Source organism: Streptococcus mitis SK1080, assembly GCF_000220085.1.
Lineage (GTDB): Bacteria > Bacillota > Bacilli > Lactobacillales > Streptococcaceae > Streptococcus > Streptococcus mitis_K.
Genome location: NZ_AFQV01000006.1, coordinates 137,740 through 156,648, shown reverse-complemented (window position 1 = coordinate 156,648; position 18,909 = coordinate 137,740). Strand labels below are relative to the sequence as shown.

General features: G+C 40.5%; 23 protein-coding genes and 2 pseudogenes. All 25 read right to left on the bottom strand.

What is annotated here, in order from left to right:
- Positions 1 to 33: 33 nt before the first annotated feature.
- On the bottom strand, positions 34 to 1,572 hold the full coding sequence (locus tag HMPREF9957_RS04120) for a hypothetical protein (RefSeq protein WP_000118110.1): 1,539 nt from the start codon (positions 1,570 to 1,572) through the stop codon (positions 34 to 36).
- A gap of 255 nt (positions 1,573 to 1,827) precedes the next feature.
- Positions 1,828 to 3,360 (bottom strand): cardiolipin synthase, encoded by a 1,533-nt coding sequence (cls, locus tag HMPREF9957_RS04110; RefSeq protein WP_000877326.1) that lies wholly within the window; start codon positions 3,358 to 3,360, stop codon positions 1,828 to 1,830.
- Positions 3,361 to 3,505: 145 nt separating this feature from the next.
- A pseudogene (locus HMPREF9957_RS04105) lies at positions 3,506 to 3,970 on the bottom strand (SP_0198 family lipoprotein).
- 88 nt (positions 3,971 to 4,058) lie between these two features.
- Positions 4,059 to 5,309 carry a folylpolyglutamate synthase/dihydrofolate synthase family protein gene (locus HMPREF9957_RS04100; protein WP_000464330.1) on the bottom strand — a complete coding sequence of 417 codons (1,251 nt, stop codon included), beginning with the start codon at positions 5,307 to 5,309 and terminating at the stop codon, positions 4,059 to 4,061.
- Between the two features lie 258 nt (positions 5,310 to 5,567).
- Positions 5,568 to 5,873, bottom strand: coding sequence for a DUF1292 domain-containing protein (locus HMPREF9957_RS04095; protein ID WP_000017626.1), 306 nt, complete (start codon positions 5,871 to 5,873; stop codon positions 5,568 to 5,570).
- A gap of 14 nt (positions 5,874 to 5,887) precedes the next feature.
- Positions 5,888 to 6,307 (bottom strand): Holliday junction resolvase RuvX, encoded by a 420-nt coding sequence (gene ruvX / locus HMPREF9957_RS04090; protein WP_004239076.1) that lies wholly within the window; start codon positions 6,305 to 6,307, stop codon positions 5,888 to 5,890.
- A 3-nt stretch (positions 6,308 to 6,310) separates the two neighbouring features.
- Positions 6,311 to 6,577: an IreB family regulatory phosphoprotein gene (locus HMPREF9957_RS04085; RefSeq protein ID WP_000507059.1), complete on the bottom strand. Its 267-nt coding sequence runs from the start codon at positions 6,575 to 6,577 to the stop codon at positions 6,311 to 6,313.
- A gap of 86 nt (positions 6,578 to 6,663) precedes the next feature.
- Entirely contained in the window at positions 6,664 to 7,233 is a 570-nt protein-coding gene (locus tag HMPREF9957_RS04080; protein WP_000725128.1) for an SP0191 family lipoprotein, read from the bottom strand.
- Positions 7,234 to 7,298: 65 nt separating this feature from the next.
- Complete coding sequence (spx, locus tag HMPREF9957_RS04075; protein WP_000591165.1) at positions 7,299 to 7,697, bottom strand: transcriptional regulator Spx; 399 nt, start codon at positions 7,695 to 7,697, stop codon at positions 7,299 to 7,301.
- 131 nt (positions 7,698 to 7,828) lie between these two features.
- Positions 7,829 to 8,890, bottom strand: a complete 1,062-nt coding sequence (locus HMPREF9957_RS04070) for a M24 family metallopeptidase (RefSeq protein WP_001042843.1) — start codon at positions 8,888 to 8,890, stop codon at positions 7,829 to 7,831.
- Positions 8,883 to 11,714 carry an excinuclease ABC subunit UvrA gene (gene uvrA / locus HMPREF9957_RS04065; RefSeq protein ID WP_001152872.1) on the bottom strand — a complete coding sequence of 944 codons (2,832 nt, stop codon included), beginning with the start codon at positions 11,712 to 11,714 and terminating at the stop codon, positions 8,883 to 8,885. Before uvrA ends, HMPREF9957_RS04070 begins: the two co-directional genes overlap by 8 nt.
- Positions 11,715 to 12,178: 464 nt before the next feature.
- Positions 12,179 to 12,571 (bottom strand): hypothetical protein, encoded by a 393-nt coding sequence (locus HMPREF9957_RS0102130; RefSeq protein ID WP_000417886.1) that lies wholly within the window; start codon positions 12,569 to 12,571, stop codon positions 12,179 to 12,181.
- A gap of 12 nt (positions 12,572 to 12,583) precedes the next feature.
- Positions 12,584 to 12,817, bottom strand: a complete 234-nt coding sequence (locus HMPREF9957_RS0102125; protein ID WP_000252458.1) for a hypothetical protein — start codon at positions 12,815 to 12,817, stop codon at positions 12,584 to 12,586.
- A gap of 67 nt (positions 12,818 to 12,884) precedes the next feature.
- Positions 12,885 to 13,502: a hypothetical protein gene (locus HMPREF9957_RS04060; RefSeq protein WP_000750010.1), complete on the bottom strand. Its 618-nt coding sequence runs from the start codon at positions 13,500 to 13,502 to the stop codon at positions 12,885 to 12,887.
- Between the two features lie 18 nt (positions 13,503 to 13,520).
- Complete coding sequence (locus HMPREF9957_RS13295; protein WP_000694582.1) at positions 13,521 to 13,688, bottom strand: hypothetical protein; 168 nt, start codon at positions 13,686 to 13,688, stop codon at positions 13,521 to 13,523.
- Positions 13,685 to 14,014: a hypothetical protein gene (locus HMPREF9957_RS04055; protein WP_001174005.1), complete on the bottom strand. Its 330-nt coding sequence runs from the start codon at positions 14,012 to 14,014 to the stop codon at positions 13,685 to 13,687. Before HMPREF9957_RS04055 ends, HMPREF9957_RS13295 begins: the two co-directional genes overlap by 4 nt.
- Positions 14,015 to 14,071: 57 nt before the next feature.
- Positions 14,072 to 14,263 (bottom strand): hypothetical protein, encoded by a 192-nt coding sequence (locus HMPREF9957_RS04050; protein WP_000052052.1) that lies wholly within the window; start codon positions 14,261 to 14,263, stop codon positions 14,072 to 14,074.
- A 268-nt stretch (positions 14,264 to 14,531) separates the two neighbouring features.
- Positions 14,532 to 14,762: pseudogene (locus tag HMPREF9957_RS04045) on the bottom strand (hypothetical protein); the annotation flags it as partial.
- Positions 14,737 to 15,264: a hypothetical protein gene (locus tag HMPREF9957_RS0102120; RefSeq protein ID WP_000239543.1), complete on the bottom strand. Its 528-nt coding sequence runs from the start codon at positions 15,262 to 15,264 to the stop codon at positions 14,737 to 14,739. The gene HMPREF9957_RS0102120 and the pseudogene HMPREF9957_RS04045, both read right to left, overlap by 26 nt.
- Positions 15,265 to 15,714: 450 nt before the next feature.
- Positions 15,715 to 16,944: an AAA family ATPase gene (locus HMPREF9957_RS04040; protein ID WP_000136049.1), complete on the bottom strand. Its 1,230-nt coding sequence runs from the start codon at positions 16,942 to 16,944 to the stop codon at positions 15,715 to 15,717.
- A gap of 151 nt (positions 16,945 to 17,095) precedes the next feature.
- The gene (locus tag HMPREF9957_RS04035; protein ID WP_000492140.1) at positions 17,096 to 17,371 is read right to left on the bottom strand and encodes a hypothetical protein; all 276 of its coding nucleotides are present in this window, start codon (positions 17,369 to 17,371) and stop codon (positions 17,096 to 17,098) included.
- Positions 17,364 to 17,705: a hypothetical protein gene (locus HMPREF9957_RS04030; RefSeq protein ID WP_000058837.1), complete on the bottom strand. Its 342-nt coding sequence runs from the start codon at positions 17,703 to 17,705 to the stop codon at positions 17,364 to 17,366. The genes HMPREF9957_RS04035 and HMPREF9957_RS04030 overlap by 8 nt, the downstream gene beginning before the upstream one ends.
- On the bottom strand, positions 17,702 to 17,917 hold the full coding sequence (locus HMPREF9957_RS04025) for a hypothetical protein (protein WP_001003764.1): 216 nt from the start codon (positions 17,915 to 17,917) through the stop codon (positions 17,702 to 17,704). The genes HMPREF9957_RS04030 and HMPREF9957_RS04025 overlap by 4 nt, the downstream gene beginning before the upstream one ends.
- Before the next feature lies 1 nt (position 17,918).
- Positions 17,919 to 18,119: a hypothetical protein gene (locus HMPREF9957_RS04020; protein ID WP_000171239.1), complete on the bottom strand. Its 201-nt coding sequence runs from the start codon at positions 18,117 to 18,119 to the stop codon at positions 17,919 to 17,921.
- Positions 18,116 to 18,406 (bottom strand): hypothetical protein, encoded by a 291-nt coding sequence (locus tag HMPREF9957_RS04015; RefSeq protein ID WP_000208537.1) that lies wholly within the window; start codon positions 18,404 to 18,406, stop codon positions 18,116 to 18,118. The genes HMPREF9957_RS04020 and HMPREF9957_RS04015 overlap by 4 nt, the downstream gene beginning before the upstream one ends.
- Positions 18,407 to 18,909 lie beyond the last annotated feature (503 nt).

Below are 18,909 nucleotides of genomic sequence, written 5' to 3'. Positions count from 1 at the left end.
AAATTTTTAAAAATACACAAGATATTGATTTGGTTATTTGATTTTATAGACTTTAAACTCTGAGTAATCCGTCTTTACTTGTTGGTAATTTTCTTTCAAGATTGTTTCTACTTCAGACCAGACTGGCACTTTGTCATTTACCACAATCACCTTGGGTTGTTTTTCTTTCAAGTCATTAAGTAGCTTATTCCGGTTTTCCTCAGTTGCTGTATAGTGCATCGGGGACAAAATAGCCGATGGCGACAAACGCTCACTCTTACGATAAAGAGTTGCAGTATCATCCCATGCATAGATAGCATCTTCCGTACTTGTCTCCTCTTTCACCAAATCAGCAAGACGATCACGTTCTTGATAAGGTACCGGATAAAGGACAAACTTCATCAAAAAAGGAATAGACAAAAGATAGACAAGCCCTAAAACTGGCAGATATAGATTTCCTTTGAAGAAACGACTCCATAGACTAACTGGCGTTTCTCTTCGTCTTCGTCTAACACTACGCCCCCTCTGTTGACTCTTAATATTGGTTACCAATAAAAGTAGGAAAACAGGGAAGACGACCATCAAATAAGAAGCGTGCAGAGGCTCTTGTGAAAAGAAAAGCAAAATCAAACCTAAAATTGTCACAAGACTTGCAGGAACCGAAATGACGTATAGTTTAGAGGGCTTGGATTGAAAGAGACCTAAAAAGATACAAACCACAAATCCCAAACCAAGGGACAACAAGCTATAAAAAGCCATATTCTCTAAAATTTTAGAAGTGAAATCAAAGCGAATACTGTCAATAGGATAACGAATACCACTAATGGCATCCCCAAAACTTCCTGTTGCAACACTATAGTAGGCAGTTGGGTAAAAGACCAGTGAAAAACCTAAAGCCACTGCAAGAAACTGATAAAACCCATGCGCAAAGCGTCTATGCCCAAGGTTAAAGACCAACAAGCCTAAACTCACTACAGCAATAAACAGGAACGATGACAAGGGAGCAAAGAAAAATCCGCCTGCCAAAGCCAGCCCAATCCGTACAAATCCCTTGTCATGGCTTGGATTGCTTAGGTAAGCCGCAACTAAACTAAAGGCCGCGAATAAGAAGGGAAGCGCTAAAAGAGTCGCATAACCTCCACCAAACGCAAGACCTGTAACTAGCATATAAAAAATAGTCACCAGTTGTCCAGCTTGGTCTCCTTGCTCTGTCAAGGTGTCCGCTGATCTAAAAAGGAAAAATCCTCCTGCTACCAAGGCTAACCACTCAAAGATGGCAAAGAAAAATCCGCCCTGAGTCACGTAAGTCAGCAAATAATAAAGCAAGCCTTGACTTCCATAATAGTCGCTGTAAATCTTCCCTGTCTGATGAAGCGCCCAACCTGCATAAAAATCCTGCACTTCCTGTGCACTCATTAAATCGAGTAATAGCGGTACTCCTAGAGTTATCCCCGTTACAAGCGTACTCCATAGTAAAATTTTCACCAAAGGAAGACGACTTGATTCACGATGATGCGATTCTTGTTCGATTTGGTATTCTAGAGGTTCACGATTCTCCTGATGAACTTCTTCTACTCTACCATACACACTCATATCGTTTCTCCTATTCAATTTATCTGTCTTAGTATATCAAAAAGTCCTAGGATTGTCAGCTTGCGATGGCTGTTTGAGTGATTTTTTGTATAGTTTCACAAAGGTTTCAATTTCCCGAAAGCGGTGTAAATGTGTCTGTTTAAATGTTATGATATAATCCAATTCTTTCTGAGTCAGCATCGTCCCTCCCTATATCTTTCTATTCGTAAAAAGCAAGAAAAAGAGGACTCGGTCATTTCCTAAGTCCTAGATTTCTTATAAGATAGGGGCGAATAACTGGGCGATTTCTTTTACAAGCTTTTGATACCAGCTCGTTTTGATAGAATGAGGATAGACTTCCTGAGAATCTGCAAATATATTTTGAAAATCTCGGGCGATTTCCATTATAGAAGGAGTTTTATAGAGTAAAACTGCATTTTCATAATGGTGTACCAAGCTCCGGTAGTCGAGATTGATTGTCCCCACCACCGCAAAATCTTCGTCTACCAACATCTGCTTACTATGAATAAAACCTGGGCTATACTCATAAATTCGAACCCCAGCAGAAAGAAGGTCTGGATAAGCCCCTCTTGTGACTAACTGAATGAACTTCTTATCTGGTATGTAAGGGGTGATAATTCGAACATCGACCCCTCTCATAGCTGCATTTTTGATTGTCTCCGTTAAATCATAATCTATGATCAAATAAGGTGTCGTAATATAGACCGATTCCGTTGCTTGATTGATCAAACTCTGATAAACCTTTTTCCCTACCTGCGTTCGAAAAATTGGCTTGGGTCCACTTCCGTATGGAATGGTTAATCCGTCACTTGGAATAGAATGATTTTCTAAATGATATTGATCAAAATCACTAATCTCTCCTCGATTGATGTACCAAGTGGTCAAAAATAAGCGTGTCAGGGCTTTTACTGCTAGTCCGTCCAAGCGAATTCCACTATCCTTCCAATAACCAAATCTCTCGACGTGGTTAATGTACTCATCTGCCAGATTGACCCCACCAGTATAGGCTATCTGACCATCAACAATCAATATTTTTCTATGATCTCTGTTATTATAGGCCACTGTCAAACGAGGAATAACTTTATTGAATTTATGGGCCTCGATGCCCAGCTGACGAAGTCGATGTGCATAATCTCCTGTTAAAGTAGCCATACAGCCAATATCATCATAGAGCAGTTTAACTTCAATGCCTTGAGCGACCTTTTGCTCCAAGATTTCTAGAATACGATTCCACATCAAACCTTCTTCTATAATGTAATATTCCAAGAAGATAAATTTCTCAGCCTTTTTGAGATCTTCTACCATCTTTTTCCACATAGCTTCTCCGTTAGGAAAAAATGTAGAGGCAGTTTGATCATAGATATCGGCATTGGTATCCATACTCAATAAGGACTTGATGACGCCATATGCCGCCTTATCACTTTCTTTTAATTCCTCTTTTAGTAACTGGCTATTTGCTTCTTGGAAATGCATGGAGCCTAGCTTCTTCAGTTGTTTGATTTCTTTTTTGGACAATCGCCTTTCACCAAACATCAGATAGAGCAAGGGGCCAAATACTGGCACAAAGGCTACTAATAACCAGGTTACCTTATTCTCAGGAGTCGTATTACGGTTGACTATCGAAATGATTGTGATGATACTCAGTAGAATGAGGACAGTAATCCATAAAATGGGGGCCATGCGCCCTAAATAAAGAAAGAGACCAAAAACCAGACAAAGTTCAAGTAGCATAATCGAAAGACTAAAGCCATACTTGGACATCAATAATTGAAATTTTCTATATTTCATATCCCCTCCTTGATATTTTGAACACTAAAAACAGGTAATTGATACTAGTATAACTCAGGTATTCGGTAGAAGGCAAGTATTTATGATTATTTTCTAAGCAAAAGTAAAAAGGCTGAAAAATCCAGCCCTTCCTACTTGCATAGTCTTATTTAGTTAAAACGATTTGGTCCGATGGGTCTCTATCCATATCGTCTACGACGATTTGATTACCGTTTACAGTGTAAATTTTGACATCATCGCCAATAATCATGCGTTGATTTGCTGCATCAAATGTGACCTGTTTGACTTTCTGATCCCCGTCAGATTCGAGCTCAGTCCATGTACCAGTCGTTCCAGTGACCACTAAAGTGATACGGTCTCCGTCATCTTGGCCTGTATAAGTCCCATCAATATTAATTTGTTGAGCCTCGGGCGCATTTTGTGAAGAAATTATCGCTACCTGGTTTGAATTTTCTGCCGAAGATGAAGCAGCAGGTTGTGATTGCTGAGTTTGTTGAGTTTGTGCTTGAGCTGCTGGTTGTTGAACCTATTGAGCTCTTTGTGAACAAGCAACTAGCAAAGATACACTCGCTAAAGAAACAATAGAAAGTGCTGCTGTTTTGAATGTCATAATAAATGTCCTTTCTCTTGCCATGCTAGAGAAATAGATTTTTCCTTAGCCAGCAATTCATCTAGTATAACAAGTTCAAAAAATGTGGTCAATTTATCTGCTCACGGTCCAGCAGGTAGCCCCGTACTTCTGAGATAAAATAGAGAGACCCTGTAATGAATAACAAGTCTTGGGCATCTGCTCTTTCTTCGAAACTGCTGATAAATTCGCAATAAGAAGGAATTACATCGTAACCTGTTATATCTGTCTCATCTAAAGAACCCTGATAATCAAAGCCAGTTACCTTGAGTTCCACCTGAGGCAAATTCTCAGTCAGATAAGCCAACATCCCTTGATAATCCTTCCGCTTCAAGGCTCCAAAGAGGATTTGAGGACGATAACCTTCCTGCTCTTTTTCTTTGATAAACTCAACCAAGCGAGTCGAGGCAGGGAGGTTATGAGCACCGTCCAAATAAATCTGAGGGCGAATACGCTCTAAACGACCAGCCCAATGGGTCTTCTCCAAAGCCTGTCTTACAACCTGCTCATCAATAGATTCCTTTCCTTCCCTCATAAAGAGAAGAAAAGTTTGCAACGCCAAGGCCGCATTTTCCTGCTGATAAGCTCCTTCTAAACCTATTTTCAACTGTGAAAGGTTAGCCATAGAGCTCGAAAAATCGCCATTCAGCATTGAAAATTCCTGGCCTGCCTGATAAAGGTCAACAGCTAAAGATTCGGCTTTTTTCTGACAGACAAGTCTAGCTTCTGGAGGCAATTTCGCAATCACTGCCTTTTTACCAGCCTTGAAAATACCAGCTTTCTGCTCTGCGATTGCTTCTAGACTATCGCCCAAAGTTTCTTGATGATCGAACCCGATGGAGGTGATGACAGCAAGCTCTCCAGTTACCACATTGGTCGTGTCAAGTAAGCCACCAATTCCCACTTCTAGTAAAACCAAATCCACTTCTTGCTCCCTAAAATAGAGAAAAGCAAGCAAGGTCAGCAACTCAAAAAAAGACAACTGGTCATGAGTTTGCAGAAGCGTTTTCTCCATCTCCTTGACCTGATTAGCCAAACGGATGAAGTCTGCATCAGCTATTGGTTGCCCGTTAATGCAGATTCGATCATTGATAGAGACGATATGAGGGGAAGTAAAAGTCGCAACTTTTTTGCCATGTCCCATAAATAACTCCCTCATAAAAGCAATGGTAGATCCTTTCCCATTAGTCCCTGTTACGTGGATAATAGGGTAAGACTGCTCGGGATTTCCTAACAAATCCACCGCTTGCTGCATTCGGCCCAAACCTGATCGAAAATTCAAACCAATCCGACTATGGAGCCACTCTTCTACTTCAAACATATACATCTCCTTAATTACAGGTTCAATCAACTGCCTCAATAAAGTCTCATAACTAACAAAAAATGAGGTCAGGATTTTCGTCCCGACCTCTTACCTGGTTAGCTAATAACTAGCAACTATGAATATTAACGTGGGGTAAAAACGTCCCCCGGACGTTCCAACTCTTCCCGATTTCTGGGAGTTGGGCTGATACAGTCTCCCAGACTTACTTACGGTCTTTATTTTTAGCGTAAGGGTAAAAATGTTCACTGAACATTTTTACTCCTCCATAAAACTATTGAAGACTTCTTCAATCATGTTCCATTCGTCTTCTGAGTCTTCTGGGATTGGTTGCAATTCGCCTTCTGTTCCATCTTCGTTTTCGATGAATGAGTAAGCTTGAATTTCAACTTGTCCGTCTTCGTCTTCTTCTGCGTTAACTGGTACTAGAAGAACATAGTTTTTACCAAATTCTTCTTTTCCGTCAATGGTCAAAAGGATTTCAAACAAGGTTTCGTTTCCTTGCTCATCTACTAGTGTGATTAGTTCACGTTCTTCGTGTTCGTGGTTATGATCGTGTGACATAGCCTCTCCTTATATTAAAATTTTCTATCTAAATAATTTTGTAAAATCAGCTGAGCTGCTAACTTATCAATGACTTTCTTTCGCTTATTGCGACTGATATCTGCTTGTTCAATCAACATGCGCTCAGCAGCCACTGTTGTCAAGCGTTCATCTTGATAGTCTACTGGTAAACCAAAAAGCTCTTCTAGCTTTGCTCCGTATGCTTGACTAGCTTCCACGCGCGGTCCGCTTGTATTGTTCATGTTTTTAGGCAAGCCCACTACAAATCGTTCCACCTTATAAGTATCAACCAACTCCTTAACGCGATCAAAACCAAATTGGCCTTGCTCCTCATTGATTTGGATGATTTCAAGCCCTTGAGCTGTAAAACCGAGCGGATCGCTAATGGCTACCCCTACCGTTTTTGAACCGACGTCCAATCCCATAATTCTCATAGGTTATAGATCGACTCCTTGTCCTTTAAGGTAGTAGCGGACCAATTCCTCAACGATTTCATCACGCTCATACTTACGGATTTGATTTCGTGCATTATTATAACGAGGAACGTAGGCAGGGTCTCCACTCAATACGTAACCTACGATTTGGTTAATTGGGTTGTAGCCCTTATCGTTCAACGAAGCATAGACATCAGTCAAAGTTTCGCTAATTTCTTTTTTATTGGAATCGTCCAATTTAAAACGTACTGTTTCTTCAGTAAATCCCATTCTAACACCCTCTTTCCTTAGAATAGTACCATTATAGCATAATTCCTTACGTTCTACAATTCAGGCAGTCTATTTATTTGGATTTTCTATTGTTCTGTCGCGCCATTTGCCAATCTGTCTGAAATATATTTGCTTGGTTCATTCTTCAAAAGATTTTCTAAGCCAATATTCTTCAAATATTCTAACTGAGAAGCCTTCTTGACATCCAGAACTTGAAAATCAAAACTAGTCGTTGTTTGAAGTTCTGTTGCACTCAATAGTTTAGTTTCAAGCTTAAATCCTGCTAATTTACGAGCTGCTATGATGGCCTCATCCTTCTCCTCTGCCTCGAGAAGAGCTTTTTGGGTTTCTTCCACTCCATGTTGGTCGATATAAGTCTTCAACTCATCAGAAACTGGACGTTTTTGTTGAATCGTTAAACTCAAAAAAGTCTTGTCCTTGTATGTAATGGTTTGGGTTTGCTGGCCGCCATCATCTGACTTGGGCAAGACCAAAGTCTTGGTGACAACTGTATTCTTCTCAGCATTTTCAATAACTGGCAATGCCGACTGAAGCGTATCCTTTTCTGTTTTTGTAGCTGGTCCAGTTTCTTTTTTCTGTCCGCAACCAACCAGAACAAAAAGGAAAGCTAGGCTAACAAGAACTATTTTTTTCATTTCTTTCTTCTTTCTTTTTGAAATTAAAATAGAATAAGACTGGGAATTGCTCCCAGCCTTGATGTTTATAGAGCTGCACGCAAACGTGCTTCTGCATTTTCTACATTACGGACAGAGCGTGGTAGGAAGGCACGAATATCGTCTTCCTTGTAGCCAACTTGCAGGCGTTTTTCATCTACAAGGATTGGGCTCTTTAAAATTCTCGGTGTTTCCATAATCAGATTGAGGACTTCGTTGACACTCAAATCTTCAATATCCACTCCAAGGGCTTTGGCATAGCGATTTTTAGACGAAACGATGCTGGCTATTCCGTTATCTGTTTTGGTTAGAATGTCCAGTAATTCTTCTCTCGTAATTCCTTCTTTACCAAGGTTTTGTTCTTTATAACTTAACTGGTGGGCATTGAGCCAGGTTTTTGCTTTTTTACAGCTAGTACAACTTGAGACTGTATAAATTTTAATCATGTACCTACCCCTTTCGCTACATGTTACTATCAGTTTAGTCTATTATACCATAAAAAACATCCGACTTGCGACCTATTTTTAAATTTTTTTGACTTTTTTCGTCATTTTCGTACTTTTTTCTTGACAAATAACTAAATAACTATCAACTCTTTTGGAGCAAGGGTCAATAATTCACAACCTGTCTCTGTAATCAGAATGTCATCCTCGATACGAACGCCATATTTGCCTTCGATATAGATACCTGGCTCATCTGTCAATGCCATACCTGCCTTAATTGTCTCAGTAGATGTTTGGCTAAAGTATGGTTCCTCATGAATATCCAGCCCAATACCATGTCCGATACCGTGGGTAAAGTAGTCGCCATAGCCTGCCTCTATGATAATATCACGAGGAATTTTGTCAAAGTCACGGAAACCTAATCCTGCCTTAGCCTGATCAATCAAGGCTTGGTTAGCTTTTAGAACTGTATTGTAAATCTCTGCTTGCTCGTCGCTGACATGCCCTAGATAGATAGTCCGTGTCATATCACTGACATAGTGGTCGTAGAGGCATCCAAAGTCCATGGTGATAGCCTCTCCTAGTTGTACTGGTTTATGCATAGGATGGGCATGAGGTTTGGAAGAGTTGATACCGCTAGCTAGGATAGTGTCAAAAGACAAGCCAGATGCTCCCAACTCACGCATGCGGAAGTCAAGGAAGTTGGCAATCTCAATTTCAGTTTTTCCTGGCTTAATAAAGTCAAGCGCGTCGCGGAAAGCTTGGTCTGAAATAGAACAAGCCTTGCGAATAGCTGCAATCTCCGCTTCATCCTTAATCATTCGAAGACCTTCAACAAACTGAGTTTGTGGAAGCAAGTCCAAACCTGCAAAAGCTGCCTGCATACGGTGATAATAAGAGACTGAGATCTCATCTTCAAAACCGATACGAGACAAGCCCATGTCCTTGACAATTCCTGCAATGACAGCCAATTCATCACGATCTGCCACAATCTCAAAGCCACTGGTTTCTTGCTTAGCTGCAATGATATAGCGAGAGTCTGTCACCAAGACCTGACGGTCACGGCTGATAAAGACTGTTCCGTTTGAGCCCCAAAAACCAGTAAGGTAATAGACGTTTTTAAGGTTATTGATGATGATGCCATCTAGTTCTTTTTCTTGCATTTTAGCTAGAAATGCTTGTACACGTTTATTCATGATGTAACTTTCCTTTCAAATAATGTCCTGTGTAGCTGGCTTCATTGACCGCTACTTCTTCTGGAGTTCCTGTTGCGATGATGGTTCCACCACCGACACCGCCCTCAGGTCCCAAGTCAATAATATGGTCTGCCGTCTTAATGACATCCAGATTGTGCTCGATAACAAGGACTGTATTGCCATCGTCTACAAAGCGAGCCAAGACTTTAAGCAAGCGAGCGATATCCTCGGTATGAAGACCTGTCGTCGGCTCATCCAGAATGTAGAATGACTTACCTGTCGAGCGTTTGTGGAGTTCACTAGCCAGCTTCATACGCTGAGCTTCTCCTCCAGAAAGGGTAGTAGCTGGTTGTCCTAGTGTCACATAGCCTAGCCCCACATCCTTGATGGTCTGAAGTTTGCGTTGAATCTTTGGAATGTGTTGGAAGAACTCTACCGCGTCGTTGACGGTCATATCCAAGACCTGCGAGATATTTTTTTCCTTGTAGTGAACTTCTAGGGTTTCACTATTGTAGCGGGTCCCGTGGCAGACTTCACAAGCCACGTAAACATCTGGCAAGAAGTGCATCTCAATCTTGATAATCCCGTCACCTGAGCAGGCTTCACAGCGACCACCCTTGACATTGAAACTGAAACGCCCCTTCTTATAGCCTCGAATCTTGGCTTCATTAGTCTGAGCAAAGATGTCACGTATATCGTCAAAGACTCCCGTATAGGTAGCTGGGTTGGACCTCGGCGTCCGTCCAATTGGACTCTGGTCAATGTCAATCAAGCGGTCTACATGCTCAATCCCTGTGATGGTCTTGAATTTACCAGGCTTGTCTGAATTACGGTTGAGCTTCTGGGCAATAGCTTTTTTGAGAATGCTGTTGATGAGGGTCGATTTCCCTGAGCCAGATACCCCTGTAACGGCGATGAATTTTCCTAGTGGAAAGCGAGCTGTGACATTTTGCAGGTTGTTCTCACACGCTCCTGTCACCTCGATAAAACGACCATTTCCGACACGGCGCTCTTCTGGCACTGGAATGGCACGTTTGCCTGACAAGTACTGACCTGTGATAGACTTGCTGTTACGAGCCACTTGCTTGGGTGTTCCTGCAGCAACAATCTCCCCACCAAAAACACCGGCACCGGGACCAACGTCAATCAGATAATCCGCTTCGCGCATGGTATCTTCGTCATGTTCCACCACAATGAGTGTATTACCCAAGTCACGCATCTTTTTGAGACTGGCAATCAGACGGTCATTATCCCTCTGGTGAAGACCGATTGACGGCTCATCCAATATATAGAGGACTCCTGATAGGTTAGAACCAATCTGGGTTGCCAAACGAATACGCTGGCTCTCCCCACCTGAAAGGGTTCCTGCTGAACGAGACAGGGTCAGATAGTTAAGACCCACGTTATTAAGGAAGGTCAAACGGTCCTTGATTTCCTTGAGAATGGGACGAGCAATAATCGCTTCATTTTCAGATAAGATCAGCTGGCTCACCAAGTCCAAGTGGTCTGCGATAGACAGATCTGAAATTTCTCCGATATGTGGTCCTTGCTCGCCACCCACACGGACAGACAAGGCCTGGTCATTGAGACGGTAACCACGACAAGTTCCGCAGGTCAACTCATTCATGTAGAGGCGCATCTGGGTGCGAGTGTAGTCGCTGTTTGTCTCGTGATAACGACGCTTGATATTATTGACAACTCCTTCAAACGGAATGTCGATATCACGCACGCCACCAAATTCATTCTCATAGTGGAAATGGAATTCCTTGCCATCAGACCCATAGAGAATCAAGTTCTTATCTTCTTCTGACAAGTCCTCAAAAGGCTTATCCATATCCACTCCAAAGGCTGTCATGGCCTGCTCTAGCATGTTTGGATAGTAGTTAGACGAGATAGGATTCCAAGGTGCTAGCGATCCCTCACGTAAGGTTTTGCTGGCATCTGGCACTACCAAATCAGTATCCACCTCCAGCTTGATGCCCAAGCCGTCACACTCACTACAAGAACCAAAAGGAGCATTGAAAGAGAAGAGACGAGGCTCTAACTCTGGGACAGTAAAACCACAAACTGGACAGGCATAATGCTCAGAGAAGAGCAACTCAGAATCGTCCATAGTGTCGATAATGACATAACCTTCTGCAATACGAAGGGCAGCCTCAATGGAATCAAAGAGACGACTACGGATACCCTCCTTGATGACAATACGGTCAACCACGACATCAATATTGTGTTGCTTGCTCTTAGACAACTCTGGCACTTCGGTCACATCATAGACTTCCCCATCCACACGGACACGAACATAACCATCTTTCTGAACCTTCTCGATAACACTCTTATGTTGGCCTTTTTTCTTGCGGATGACAGGGGCTAAAATCTGCAAGCGCTGGCGTTCAGGTAACTCCAAAACCTTATCAACGATTTGCTCCACAGAAGAAGCCTTGATAGCCCCATGCCCGTTGATACAGTAAGGCGTCCCCACACGCGCATAGAGGAGACGCAGATAGTCATTGATTTCAGTCGTTGTTCCCACCGTCGAGCGAGGATTTTTACTAGTCGTTTTCTGGTCGATGGAAATAGCTGGGCTGAGACCATCAATGGCATCTACATCGGGCTTCTCCATATTTCCCAAGAATTGCCGAGCGTATGCTGACAAACTCTCCACATAGCGACGTTGTCCCTCCGCATAGAGGGTATCAAAGGCCAGACTGGATTTCCCTGAACCTGACAAGCCTGTCACAACAACCAGCTTGTCTCGCGGAATCTCCACATCAATATTTTTTAAATTATGGGCACGCGCCCCATGAATGACAATTTTATCTTGCATCTTTGTTCTTTCTAGTCCATTATTGCTTACCATTATACCAAAAAAAGTGAGATTCTATTACCCAAAAGGCTGAATTTGTAGTATAATAAAAAACTTCTTATTTTATGTTTCCTTAGGGCTTCCTAACCCTTATATCACGCGCTTTTGAACAAAAAATACTAACATTACTTTTTACTACTTGCTCCCCCAAAGTACGCAAAAAGGGGAGCAAAAAAGCCCCACAAAAGGGCTAAGATTTAACGAGTTCAGCAGGCAAGAAACTAGCACGTTCAAACGTGCTTTTTTATTGCTGGTTGCTGATAGGTATATTATACCATGAAGCGCGTGGTTTATATGATTATGACCTCACAAAAGCCCCCTGATTCGTTTCTGAGGGCTTCTAGTTTGTCCGTGGTGTTTTTTAGTTGTCCAGTACGAAACAAAGCAAAATAGGGGGCGAATATGAAGCCTCAGCCTACATTTGCCTACTTATATGCTTCTAGCTCTCCGTTCTGGTGGATTCTCGCAAAGTTTAAAACAGCTATCTGTTTATATCGGTGGTAGCTAGTGGATTTTGTCCCAGCAATTTCTAAACATTCGCTTACTGTTTTCTTCCTCATGTAGCAATAATGGATAATAAAGTATTTTCTGGCTCGCTTGTTCTCTATGCCATTGATGTCTTGGGCGAATATTTCCAACCCCTCACGGATTGCTTTTTCATGCTTGCTAGTCAAATTCCACTGATCAGGTAAGACAAGTTTCCAAGCCTCTTCATCTATTGTAACTTGGTTTTCACTCCCTGCCATCCTCTGGAATCTCAGAAAGTAAGTCATCCGCTCTCTGACGTTCATCATCGTTTTAAACTTATCCAGTTCCATTAGTTCGCTCCTTTATTGTGGTGGTATATCCCAAACAATACAATTTCCTACTGTGGTCTCTATGTAATTACAAGCCTCTTTCTCACTCTTAAAGGTCGTTACTACTTCTTTATTGCCTTTCCCATATTCTGGAACTCTTACTTCATATTCCCCATTCTCAAGAAAGGTCAGCCATACAATCGGCGTTATATCTTTAATAGTGTGTTCTTCCAATTTTTGCAGTCTTATCTTTAAACTTCTAACCATTCCCCTACCTCGTGTGTCATTCTGTCTAACTTATCTAAAAAAGGGGATTGCTCCCCCTCGTAAGATTTTATTGTGCTTCCATATTCTCATCTAGAAAATCTGAGTTTAAGAATAAAATCAATCCATCTACTCGTTGTTTTACAAATTTATCATCATCCATCAAGCGCTGGTAATTGATTTCATCAACCCCACGGCTAAACTTAGCCAACAAATCTTTAGTACGCTCACGGTTATCAATTGGAATATATTGGGCGATTTCAGCATTTTTAGGATTTCCATCTCCCCAGATATCCCCCACGGTACTTCTAATAAGTGACAAAGCTGTCCAATCATCCTTGTAGTGGTCTATCAACGCCTTAGCAGTTGAAACTTCTAGCGCTTCTTTTTCCAATAGCTTTAAAGTATTTTGTAGAGCCACTTGATAGCCGTAGTCAGTTAATTTTTTAACTTCATCCTCAGCACGTTTACGTTCTACTTTTTCTAATAAACCATCTGATAATGCTTTCAACTCATTGTAGTAAGCCCCGTACCAATTTTCCCACTTATATTTCAATTCTTCTAACTCATACGTCTTACCGTCTATGCTCAAATAATTGTTATTACGAATTTCGTCCATTTTCCCAGAAAGGTTATAAATAGCCCCTTTTAGTGATTCTGTTTTGGCCAATACTGTGCTTTTCTTCATCTATTCAGCTCCTTCTACTTACTTATATAGCACCATTACACCAGTGATTGCTTCTGTGTTGTTAGTAGCCTCTGAATATTTCACGTCTACCACTTGGACAGTTGCCATGAAGTCGTTGATTTCTTTTTCAAAGTCTTCTAGTGTAGTAGAGTTCCAGCGGTAATAATAAAATAATTTAATTTTCATAGTTCCATTCCTCGTTCTAATTTTTCTATCCGTGTTTGCAAGTCTTCTAATTCCATGCCACGGTATGCCATTTCTAATATTGTTTTAGCTGCCTGTACTCTTGCGTAGGGGCTTTTTTCTGGATCATCTGCCACCTCATACAAGACCTCAACAGCACGCCCACTGGCCTGTAATAATAGGCTTGTCGTTCGTCCTATCATGTCTTGTCTTAGCTTTTGATATTCGCTGAAAAAATTCCTATCTTTAAGATACCTATACGCCGTATTTTTGGCGATTCCAGATTTTTCAATAGCTTTTGTAATGCTTGGTTCACTAATCAAAGCCATCAAAAAGTATTCTTGTTTTGGTTTTAATTTTGCAATAGCTTTCTACCTCCTGTTAGTTTAAATGCTCACATCATCGATAAAGAAAATAGGATTGATATATTGCGCTTTATACTCTTCTGTAAGCCTAGCAATGTATTCATCGCATTCTGTTGAATCCTTAAAATCCCCACTATTGATAAACACAACCTTTTCACGATTTTTATTCTTTTGAATTCCTTCAAGACGTTTTACTTTACTTCCTAAACTCATATCCATTCTCCTTCCGCCAAAACAAAAAAGGACACCGAAAAGCCATTTAGCTTATTCAGTGCCCTCGGTTGTTCCGATAGACTCTATTTCTTTGTTTCAGTTCGCACCAAGTGGGAAAATCTACCATCTTGAAAATGCAAGGTCACACTCCCAAAAGTTGGGGGGGATTCTACTTCTATTCTACCACTTTTTTGGTATAAAATAAACCCTTTTTGTAGCAATCCATGAAAATCATCCATAGTTTTTACCCCTCTGTTTGCTTACAGCCTTTGAAGCTCTCACAAATACGTTTAAAGATATAGTTTAGTTTCTTATCCTCCACATACTCGGCGACAAGCGTGCCTTTGTTCTTATAAGTCAATGAGATTGCAGGTTGGTAATATGTTCCTGCCATATATCCCAGTAGTGCGTGACCTGCTACCATAGCAGTATCTAGGTCTTTAAATTCGTAAGTGAAAGTAAATGTTTTTACTTTATCTGAAAATGTTTTTAATGTCATGTTGTCTTTCTCCGTTTTTTATACTCTGATAGTCAATCCCCACAAGTTTTTTACGTTCATCGTGGATAATATATCCCTGTTGTATGGCTATAATTACAAAATGTTTTAGTAGTTGGTCTTCATGCTTCAAAGTCTGAATAAGCTCACTGTTTTTAAAAGTTTCCCAGTCAGAAATATAAGAAGCAGATTCTCCATCTTGTGGTGAAAGAAGATCCAACTTTCTTTCCTCCATCTTCTCGTATATCCTTTTTGTGCTATGCCTTAATCGTGGAGTTTTAGACAGTAATTCCCTAGATGGATTTCCAAAGTTCATACCTTGCCATGTACAGGTTAGCTTATCGAATACTAGATATTTTCTTGCTTTATCAAAAATATACCTCATCGGTTCGTTATCACCAGTCCACTTAATAACTTCTCCAATATTTTCCATGTAGGGCATTGTCTTGAATGCTAAAAAGTGCTTATCCTGGATAACTCGTTTTTTTAATCTCTTCTTTACCACCAGTTACCTACTCCATTTTTTTACAAGTTACACCCGCGCACCGTGGAAGTGTTGAAGGACAGGGTTACAGGGGGCGTAGCTCAATCGCCCCTGTTCCTGTACCTGTTCTTACTTCCACAATTCACGGACACTTGGACAAACTAGAATTGACGCTAGGCTATTCTAGTCATGTCCCTGATTTTGTCCCTGTTTACATTGTAAAATTTTACAACGCTTTACAAGTCTTTACATATTCCAATAAACCCCATAAAACCAATGCTTTAAAGGTATTATTTATTAGTTTACAAATGTAAAAAAACGCTATTTTACATCTTTTACACCGAGTTGTAAAGACTTGTAAATTTTACGTTTGTAAAGGTGTAAAATCTTGTAAAATTTTTACACTTTTTTTACAACTTTTTACAACTCTTTACATTGTAAAATTTACAAGTCTTTACACATTTTGAATTGCTAGTGAGCGGGGTTTTCTTGTATCAATCCATCTATAACCACTATGTTATTATCGGATTCATCAATCAATTTATCTAAGGTGGGTCTGCTGATTTTGGCAAAACGAGAAAGTTCTGACTTATTGGGTAATCTATTATTTACCTGTTCAAAGTCTGCTATCATAGATTTTAATTTATTCGTCGCTCTTTCTCTAATTTCTTCATTAGCCCACACCTTTTCTTTAATATCCTTTGGTAATGGTATTCCTGGTTCATGGTAAGCTAATATTTTCTCCTTATCGTTTATCAACTGTGGATAGTAGAAAAGAAAATTTTTCTCCCCGTCATAATCAACTTCCGAGGTGACCGCTTCAAGTCTCCAATAAGTTCGTGTTTTTAATGGCAAATCTATGTTATCAAAATTTTGTAGAATTTCTTGCGTTTGTTCAGTAGGTAAATGTTCCAGCGCTACCTCTATATGGTTTCGTAAATCCTCGCTTGTTGCTCTCTTGTTTTTGAAATTGATATAGTCATTTGTTACATTTAGCTGAAAATATCTTTTATTGTGCGTAGTCATTACATTCTTGGCCAAATCCCAGACAGCTTCTAATCTCTCTAGGCGTAACAATTCGGGATCTAATTCCATCTTGAAAAATTCTAACAAGCTATCGCAATGAGCTAGAGACTCTGACCACTGCGCAAAGTCTGAACTTTCCGTAGTCCCTTTCGGTCTATCTCTATGACTTTGTGTATAGATCAGGCCACCGCCTACGTGTTGGTTAATCTGTTGTAAATAATCCCCTAAGGAGCCCCCAAACTGTAGTAATTTTAAATTATCAATACTATCAATAATAACCACTTGAAAAACATTGTTTGGTACTTTATCTTTTACAACCTTGGCCAAATCTTCTAAGGCCGTTGACTTTGGAAGAGTTAAGATAGAAATATTGTCAAGATCTTTTTGCTCAACTTCTAAAAGTTGGGCAATCTGCATGAACTTACTAAAACAGTCGTTTTCTTTATGATTCGTATTGATATACAAGACGTTGAAAGCTCTTTTGCTCTTCCACTCTAACCAATTACTCCCCTGAGCTAAAGATAGGGCTAGAGAAATAACTACACTAGTCTTTAAGGATCTTCTTGGTGCCGTTATGCCCAATACTTGCCCGCGTCTCAACAATCCTGTCAAAATGCTAGCAGATGGCCCTATTGTCTCAGCAGGAACTTGTCCAAGTTTTTTTATTTCTGTCATTAGTTATCCTTTCTGGCTTTTCAATCGTTTCTTTTTCAGTTTCTTTAATTGTTGTAACTCTTTACGTTGCTCAAGAGTTAGTTGTCTATTTTTCCAAGTGTAGCCGTTGGTAGTCCGAACGGATCTTCTCTGTCCTGGGAATCTTTCAAAGCTAGCCATTCTCCACCCCCATAAACTTCATCAAGTCAGAAATTCTATAATAGATTTTCCTAGTATCTTCTAGTGGCGGCTGATACCGTCTTAGCCCTGCTTTTTCCCATTTTTGGAGTGTCATATATTTTATATCTAACTCGTCCATGACTTCCTGGGCTGATATTAAGCCTGTCAGTCGTGGTTTGACTGTATCACGCGCTTCCAGATATCTTTCCACTACCTCTAGAATGCCATGCGCTAGGTCTTGCTCGCTTTCTCGGCTTAGGCTAAACATATCCGCCCACCTCCTTCAAGGTTTCTTTGTAACTCTCTAAATCAGCATTTAAAAGGACAGTTAGGCGTTTCTGTTCTTCCTGTACTTGGTTATAGAATGCCTTTGCTCCGTCCAGTAGCTCCTCTTTGTTAGCAGGGATAAAATATCCTCTAAATGTTCCGTGTCGAACCCCAACAATAGGAACGCTATGGCGCGTGATTAGACGGCTGATAATATCTTGCACGGTTCTTTCTGTTAGCTTGGTTGTCAGGCTGATTTCCGCCCCTGTTATGGAGTTCTCAGCCCCTACCTTGATTAGTCTTAATACTCGTTTGTCATTCTCTGATAGACTCATTCAGTTCCTCCGTAAACTCTTACCCCTGCAAGCTGAATATAGCGCCCATAATCAGGTTTTAAATCCTCGCTAGGTGTTTCTATCGTCTGTTTACTTTCTCGCTCAAATTGGGCGCTTTTTTTGCGATCTCGGTGGTTTAAATAAAGCAGTAAGCCAATCAACACCACCATGAAGATAACTGCTTGTGTATCGGTCAAATCTAATTCATTCATGTCATACCCTCGCTTTGTAATTCTTGATATATTCCACTTGATCAGTTCGCTCCATCTTCAAAAACTCGTCCACCTCTTCGGTACTTACCTTTCTATCTACAAAATCAGCAATAAACTGGAAGAGGTTGGGGCGTTTCTCCTTGATTTCAGCCATTACTTCATCAAATTCTGCTTGTGTCATGTTGTCTAAATCTAGTGTCATTGCATTGCCTCCAGCTCTTTAGCGTCGTCATTGTTCAAAAGCAAAAAGGCTATTTCATTTAGACGATCGTATAGCTTTTCATTCTGGGCGTATGCTGTATCAGTGTATTTTTTAGCAAGCCATAAGAACGTGGTTGTATCATTCTGTAGTGCAAACTCAAGCCCTTCAAGAGCTAGGTTATTCATTTCTAAAACATTCATGATGTCGGTTAATTCGTTCCCTAATTCTGTTAGCTTCTTAGCCGATAATAGAACTTGCTGGCTTGATATTGCTTTTTTTGTTGTCATGTTTTTTACCTTTTTTCTATCTTTTTATACTTGCCACGATGGCTTTTAATGCTTTTTTTCTTGCCTACAGCCTCACGCTCAAAAGTTTGCCGACCGAGAGCGTGGGGCTTTTTTGAGTTGTTTCTTATACAGGATATCCTCACACTCAGACTCGCCAAATTGAAAGCGTGAGAAAGTACCAGTTTCAAGAGTTGGCGCTCTCCGTATGGTCAAATTGCCCTAAATATGCTATAATCTAGGTATAAATCTTTACTAAAACCTCTTTGATAATAGCTTGCCTGCTTTTTGTTAAATTCGTTTTAGTGTTAGTGTGAAAGGCTCTGCGGTGTGGTTATTGCTAAGCCTTTTTTATTGCTCTCACGCGCTTCTTTGGCGTGTTTTTTTATTTCTGAATGCCATAGCTTTGATTTCTTAATAGCTCCTTTCTATTCTGGCTGGAAATTTCTTCCGAGTAGTTCAATCCCCAGTGGTAAAGCTCCACTTAAGAAATCTGTAAATGTAGT

What these genes read in the sequence shown, in the direction of transcription:
- HMPREF9957_RS04120 (WP_000118110.1), bottom strand. Translation starts at nt 1,572, where the DNA reads ATGAGTGTGTATGGTAGAGTAGAAGAAGTTCATCAGGAGAATCGTGAA.
- cls (WP_000877326.1), bottom strand. Translation starts at nt 3,360, where the DNA reads ATGAAATATAGAAAATTTCAATTATTGATGTCCAAGTATGGCTTTAGT.
- HMPREF9957_RS04100 (WP_000464330.1), bottom strand. Translation starts at nt 5,309, where the DNA reads ATGTTTGAAGTAGAAGAGTGGCTCCATAGTCGGATTGGTTTGAATTTT.
- HMPREF9957_RS04095 (WP_000017626.1), bottom strand. Translation starts at nt 5,873, where the DNA reads ATGTCACACGATCATAACCACGAACACGAAGAACGTGAACTAATCACA.
- ruvX (WP_004239076.1), bottom strand. Translation starts at nt 6,307, where the DNA reads ATGAGAATTATGGGATTGGACGTCGGTTCAAAAACGGTAGGGGTAGCC.
- HMPREF9957_RS04085 (WP_000507059.1), bottom strand. Translation starts at nt 6,577, where the DNA reads ATGGGATTTACTGAAGAAACAGTACGTTTTAAATTGGACGATTCCAAT.
- HMPREF9957_RS04080 (WP_000725128.1), bottom strand. Translation starts at nt 7,233, where the DNA reads ATGAAAAAAATAGTTCTTGTTAGCCTAGCTTTCCTTTTTGTTCTGGTT.
- spx (WP_000591165.1), bottom strand. Translation starts at nt 7,697, where the DNA reads ATGATTAAAATTTATACAGTCTCAAGTTGTACTAGCTGTAAAAAAGCA.
- HMPREF9957_RS04070 (WP_001042843.1), bottom strand. Translation starts at nt 8,890, where the DNA reads ATGAATAAACGTGTACAAGCATTTCTAGCTAAAATGCAAGAAAAAGAA.
- uvrA (WP_001152872.1), bottom strand. Translation starts at nt 11,714, where the DNA reads ATGCAAGATAAAATTGTCATTCATGGGGCGCGTGCCCATAATTTAAAA.
- HMPREF9957_RS0102130 (WP_000417886.1), bottom strand. Translation starts at nt 12,571, where the DNA reads ATGGAACTGGATAAGTTTAAAACGATGATGAACGTCAGAGAGCGGATG.
- HMPREF9957_RS0102125 (WP_000252458.1), bottom strand. Translation starts at nt 12,817, where the DNA reads ATGGTTAGAAGTTTAAAGATAAGACTGCAAAAATTGGAAGAACACACT.
- HMPREF9957_RS04060 (WP_000750010.1), bottom strand. Translation starts at nt 13,502, where the DNA reads ATGAAGAAAAGCACAGTATTGGCCAAAACAGAATCACTAAAAGGGGCT.
- HMPREF9957_RS13295 (WP_000694582.1), bottom strand. Translation starts at nt 13,688, where the DNA reads ATGAAAATTAAATTATTTTATTATTACCGCTGGAACTCTACTACACTA.
- HMPREF9957_RS04055 (WP_001174005.1), bottom strand. Translation starts at nt 14,014, where the DNA reads ATGGCTTTGATTAGTGAACCAAGCATTACAAAAGCTATTGAAAAATCT.
- HMPREF9957_RS04050 (WP_000052052.1), bottom strand. Translation starts at nt 14,263, where the DNA reads ATGAGTTTAGGAAGTAAAGTAAAACGTCTTGAAGGAATTCAAAAGAAT.
- HMPREF9957_RS04040 (WP_000136049.1), bottom strand. Translation starts at nt 16,944, where the DNA reads ATGACAGAAATAAAAAAACTTGGACAAGTTCCTGCTGAGACAATAGGG.
- HMPREF9957_RS04035 (WP_000492140.1), bottom strand. Translation starts at nt 17,371, where the DNA reads ATGTTTAGCCTAAGCCGAGAAAGCGAGCAAGACCTAGCGCATGGCATT.
- HMPREF9957_RS04030 (WP_000058837.1), bottom strand. Translation starts at nt 17,705, where the DNA reads ATGAGTCTATCAGAGAATGACAAACGAGTATTAAGACTAATCAAGGTA.
- HMPREF9957_RS04025 (WP_001003764.1), bottom strand. Translation starts at nt 17,917, where the DNA reads ATGAATGAATTAGATTTGACCGATACACAAGCAGTTATCTTCATGGTG.
- HMPREF9957_RS04020 (WP_000171239.1), bottom strand. Translation starts at nt 18,119, where the DNA reads ATGACACTAGATTTAGACAACATGACACAAGCAGAATTTGATGAAGTA.
- HMPREF9957_RS04015 (WP_000208537.1), bottom strand. Translation starts at nt 18,406, where the DNA reads ATGACAACAAAAAAAGCAATATCAAGCCAGCAAGTTCTATTATCGGCT.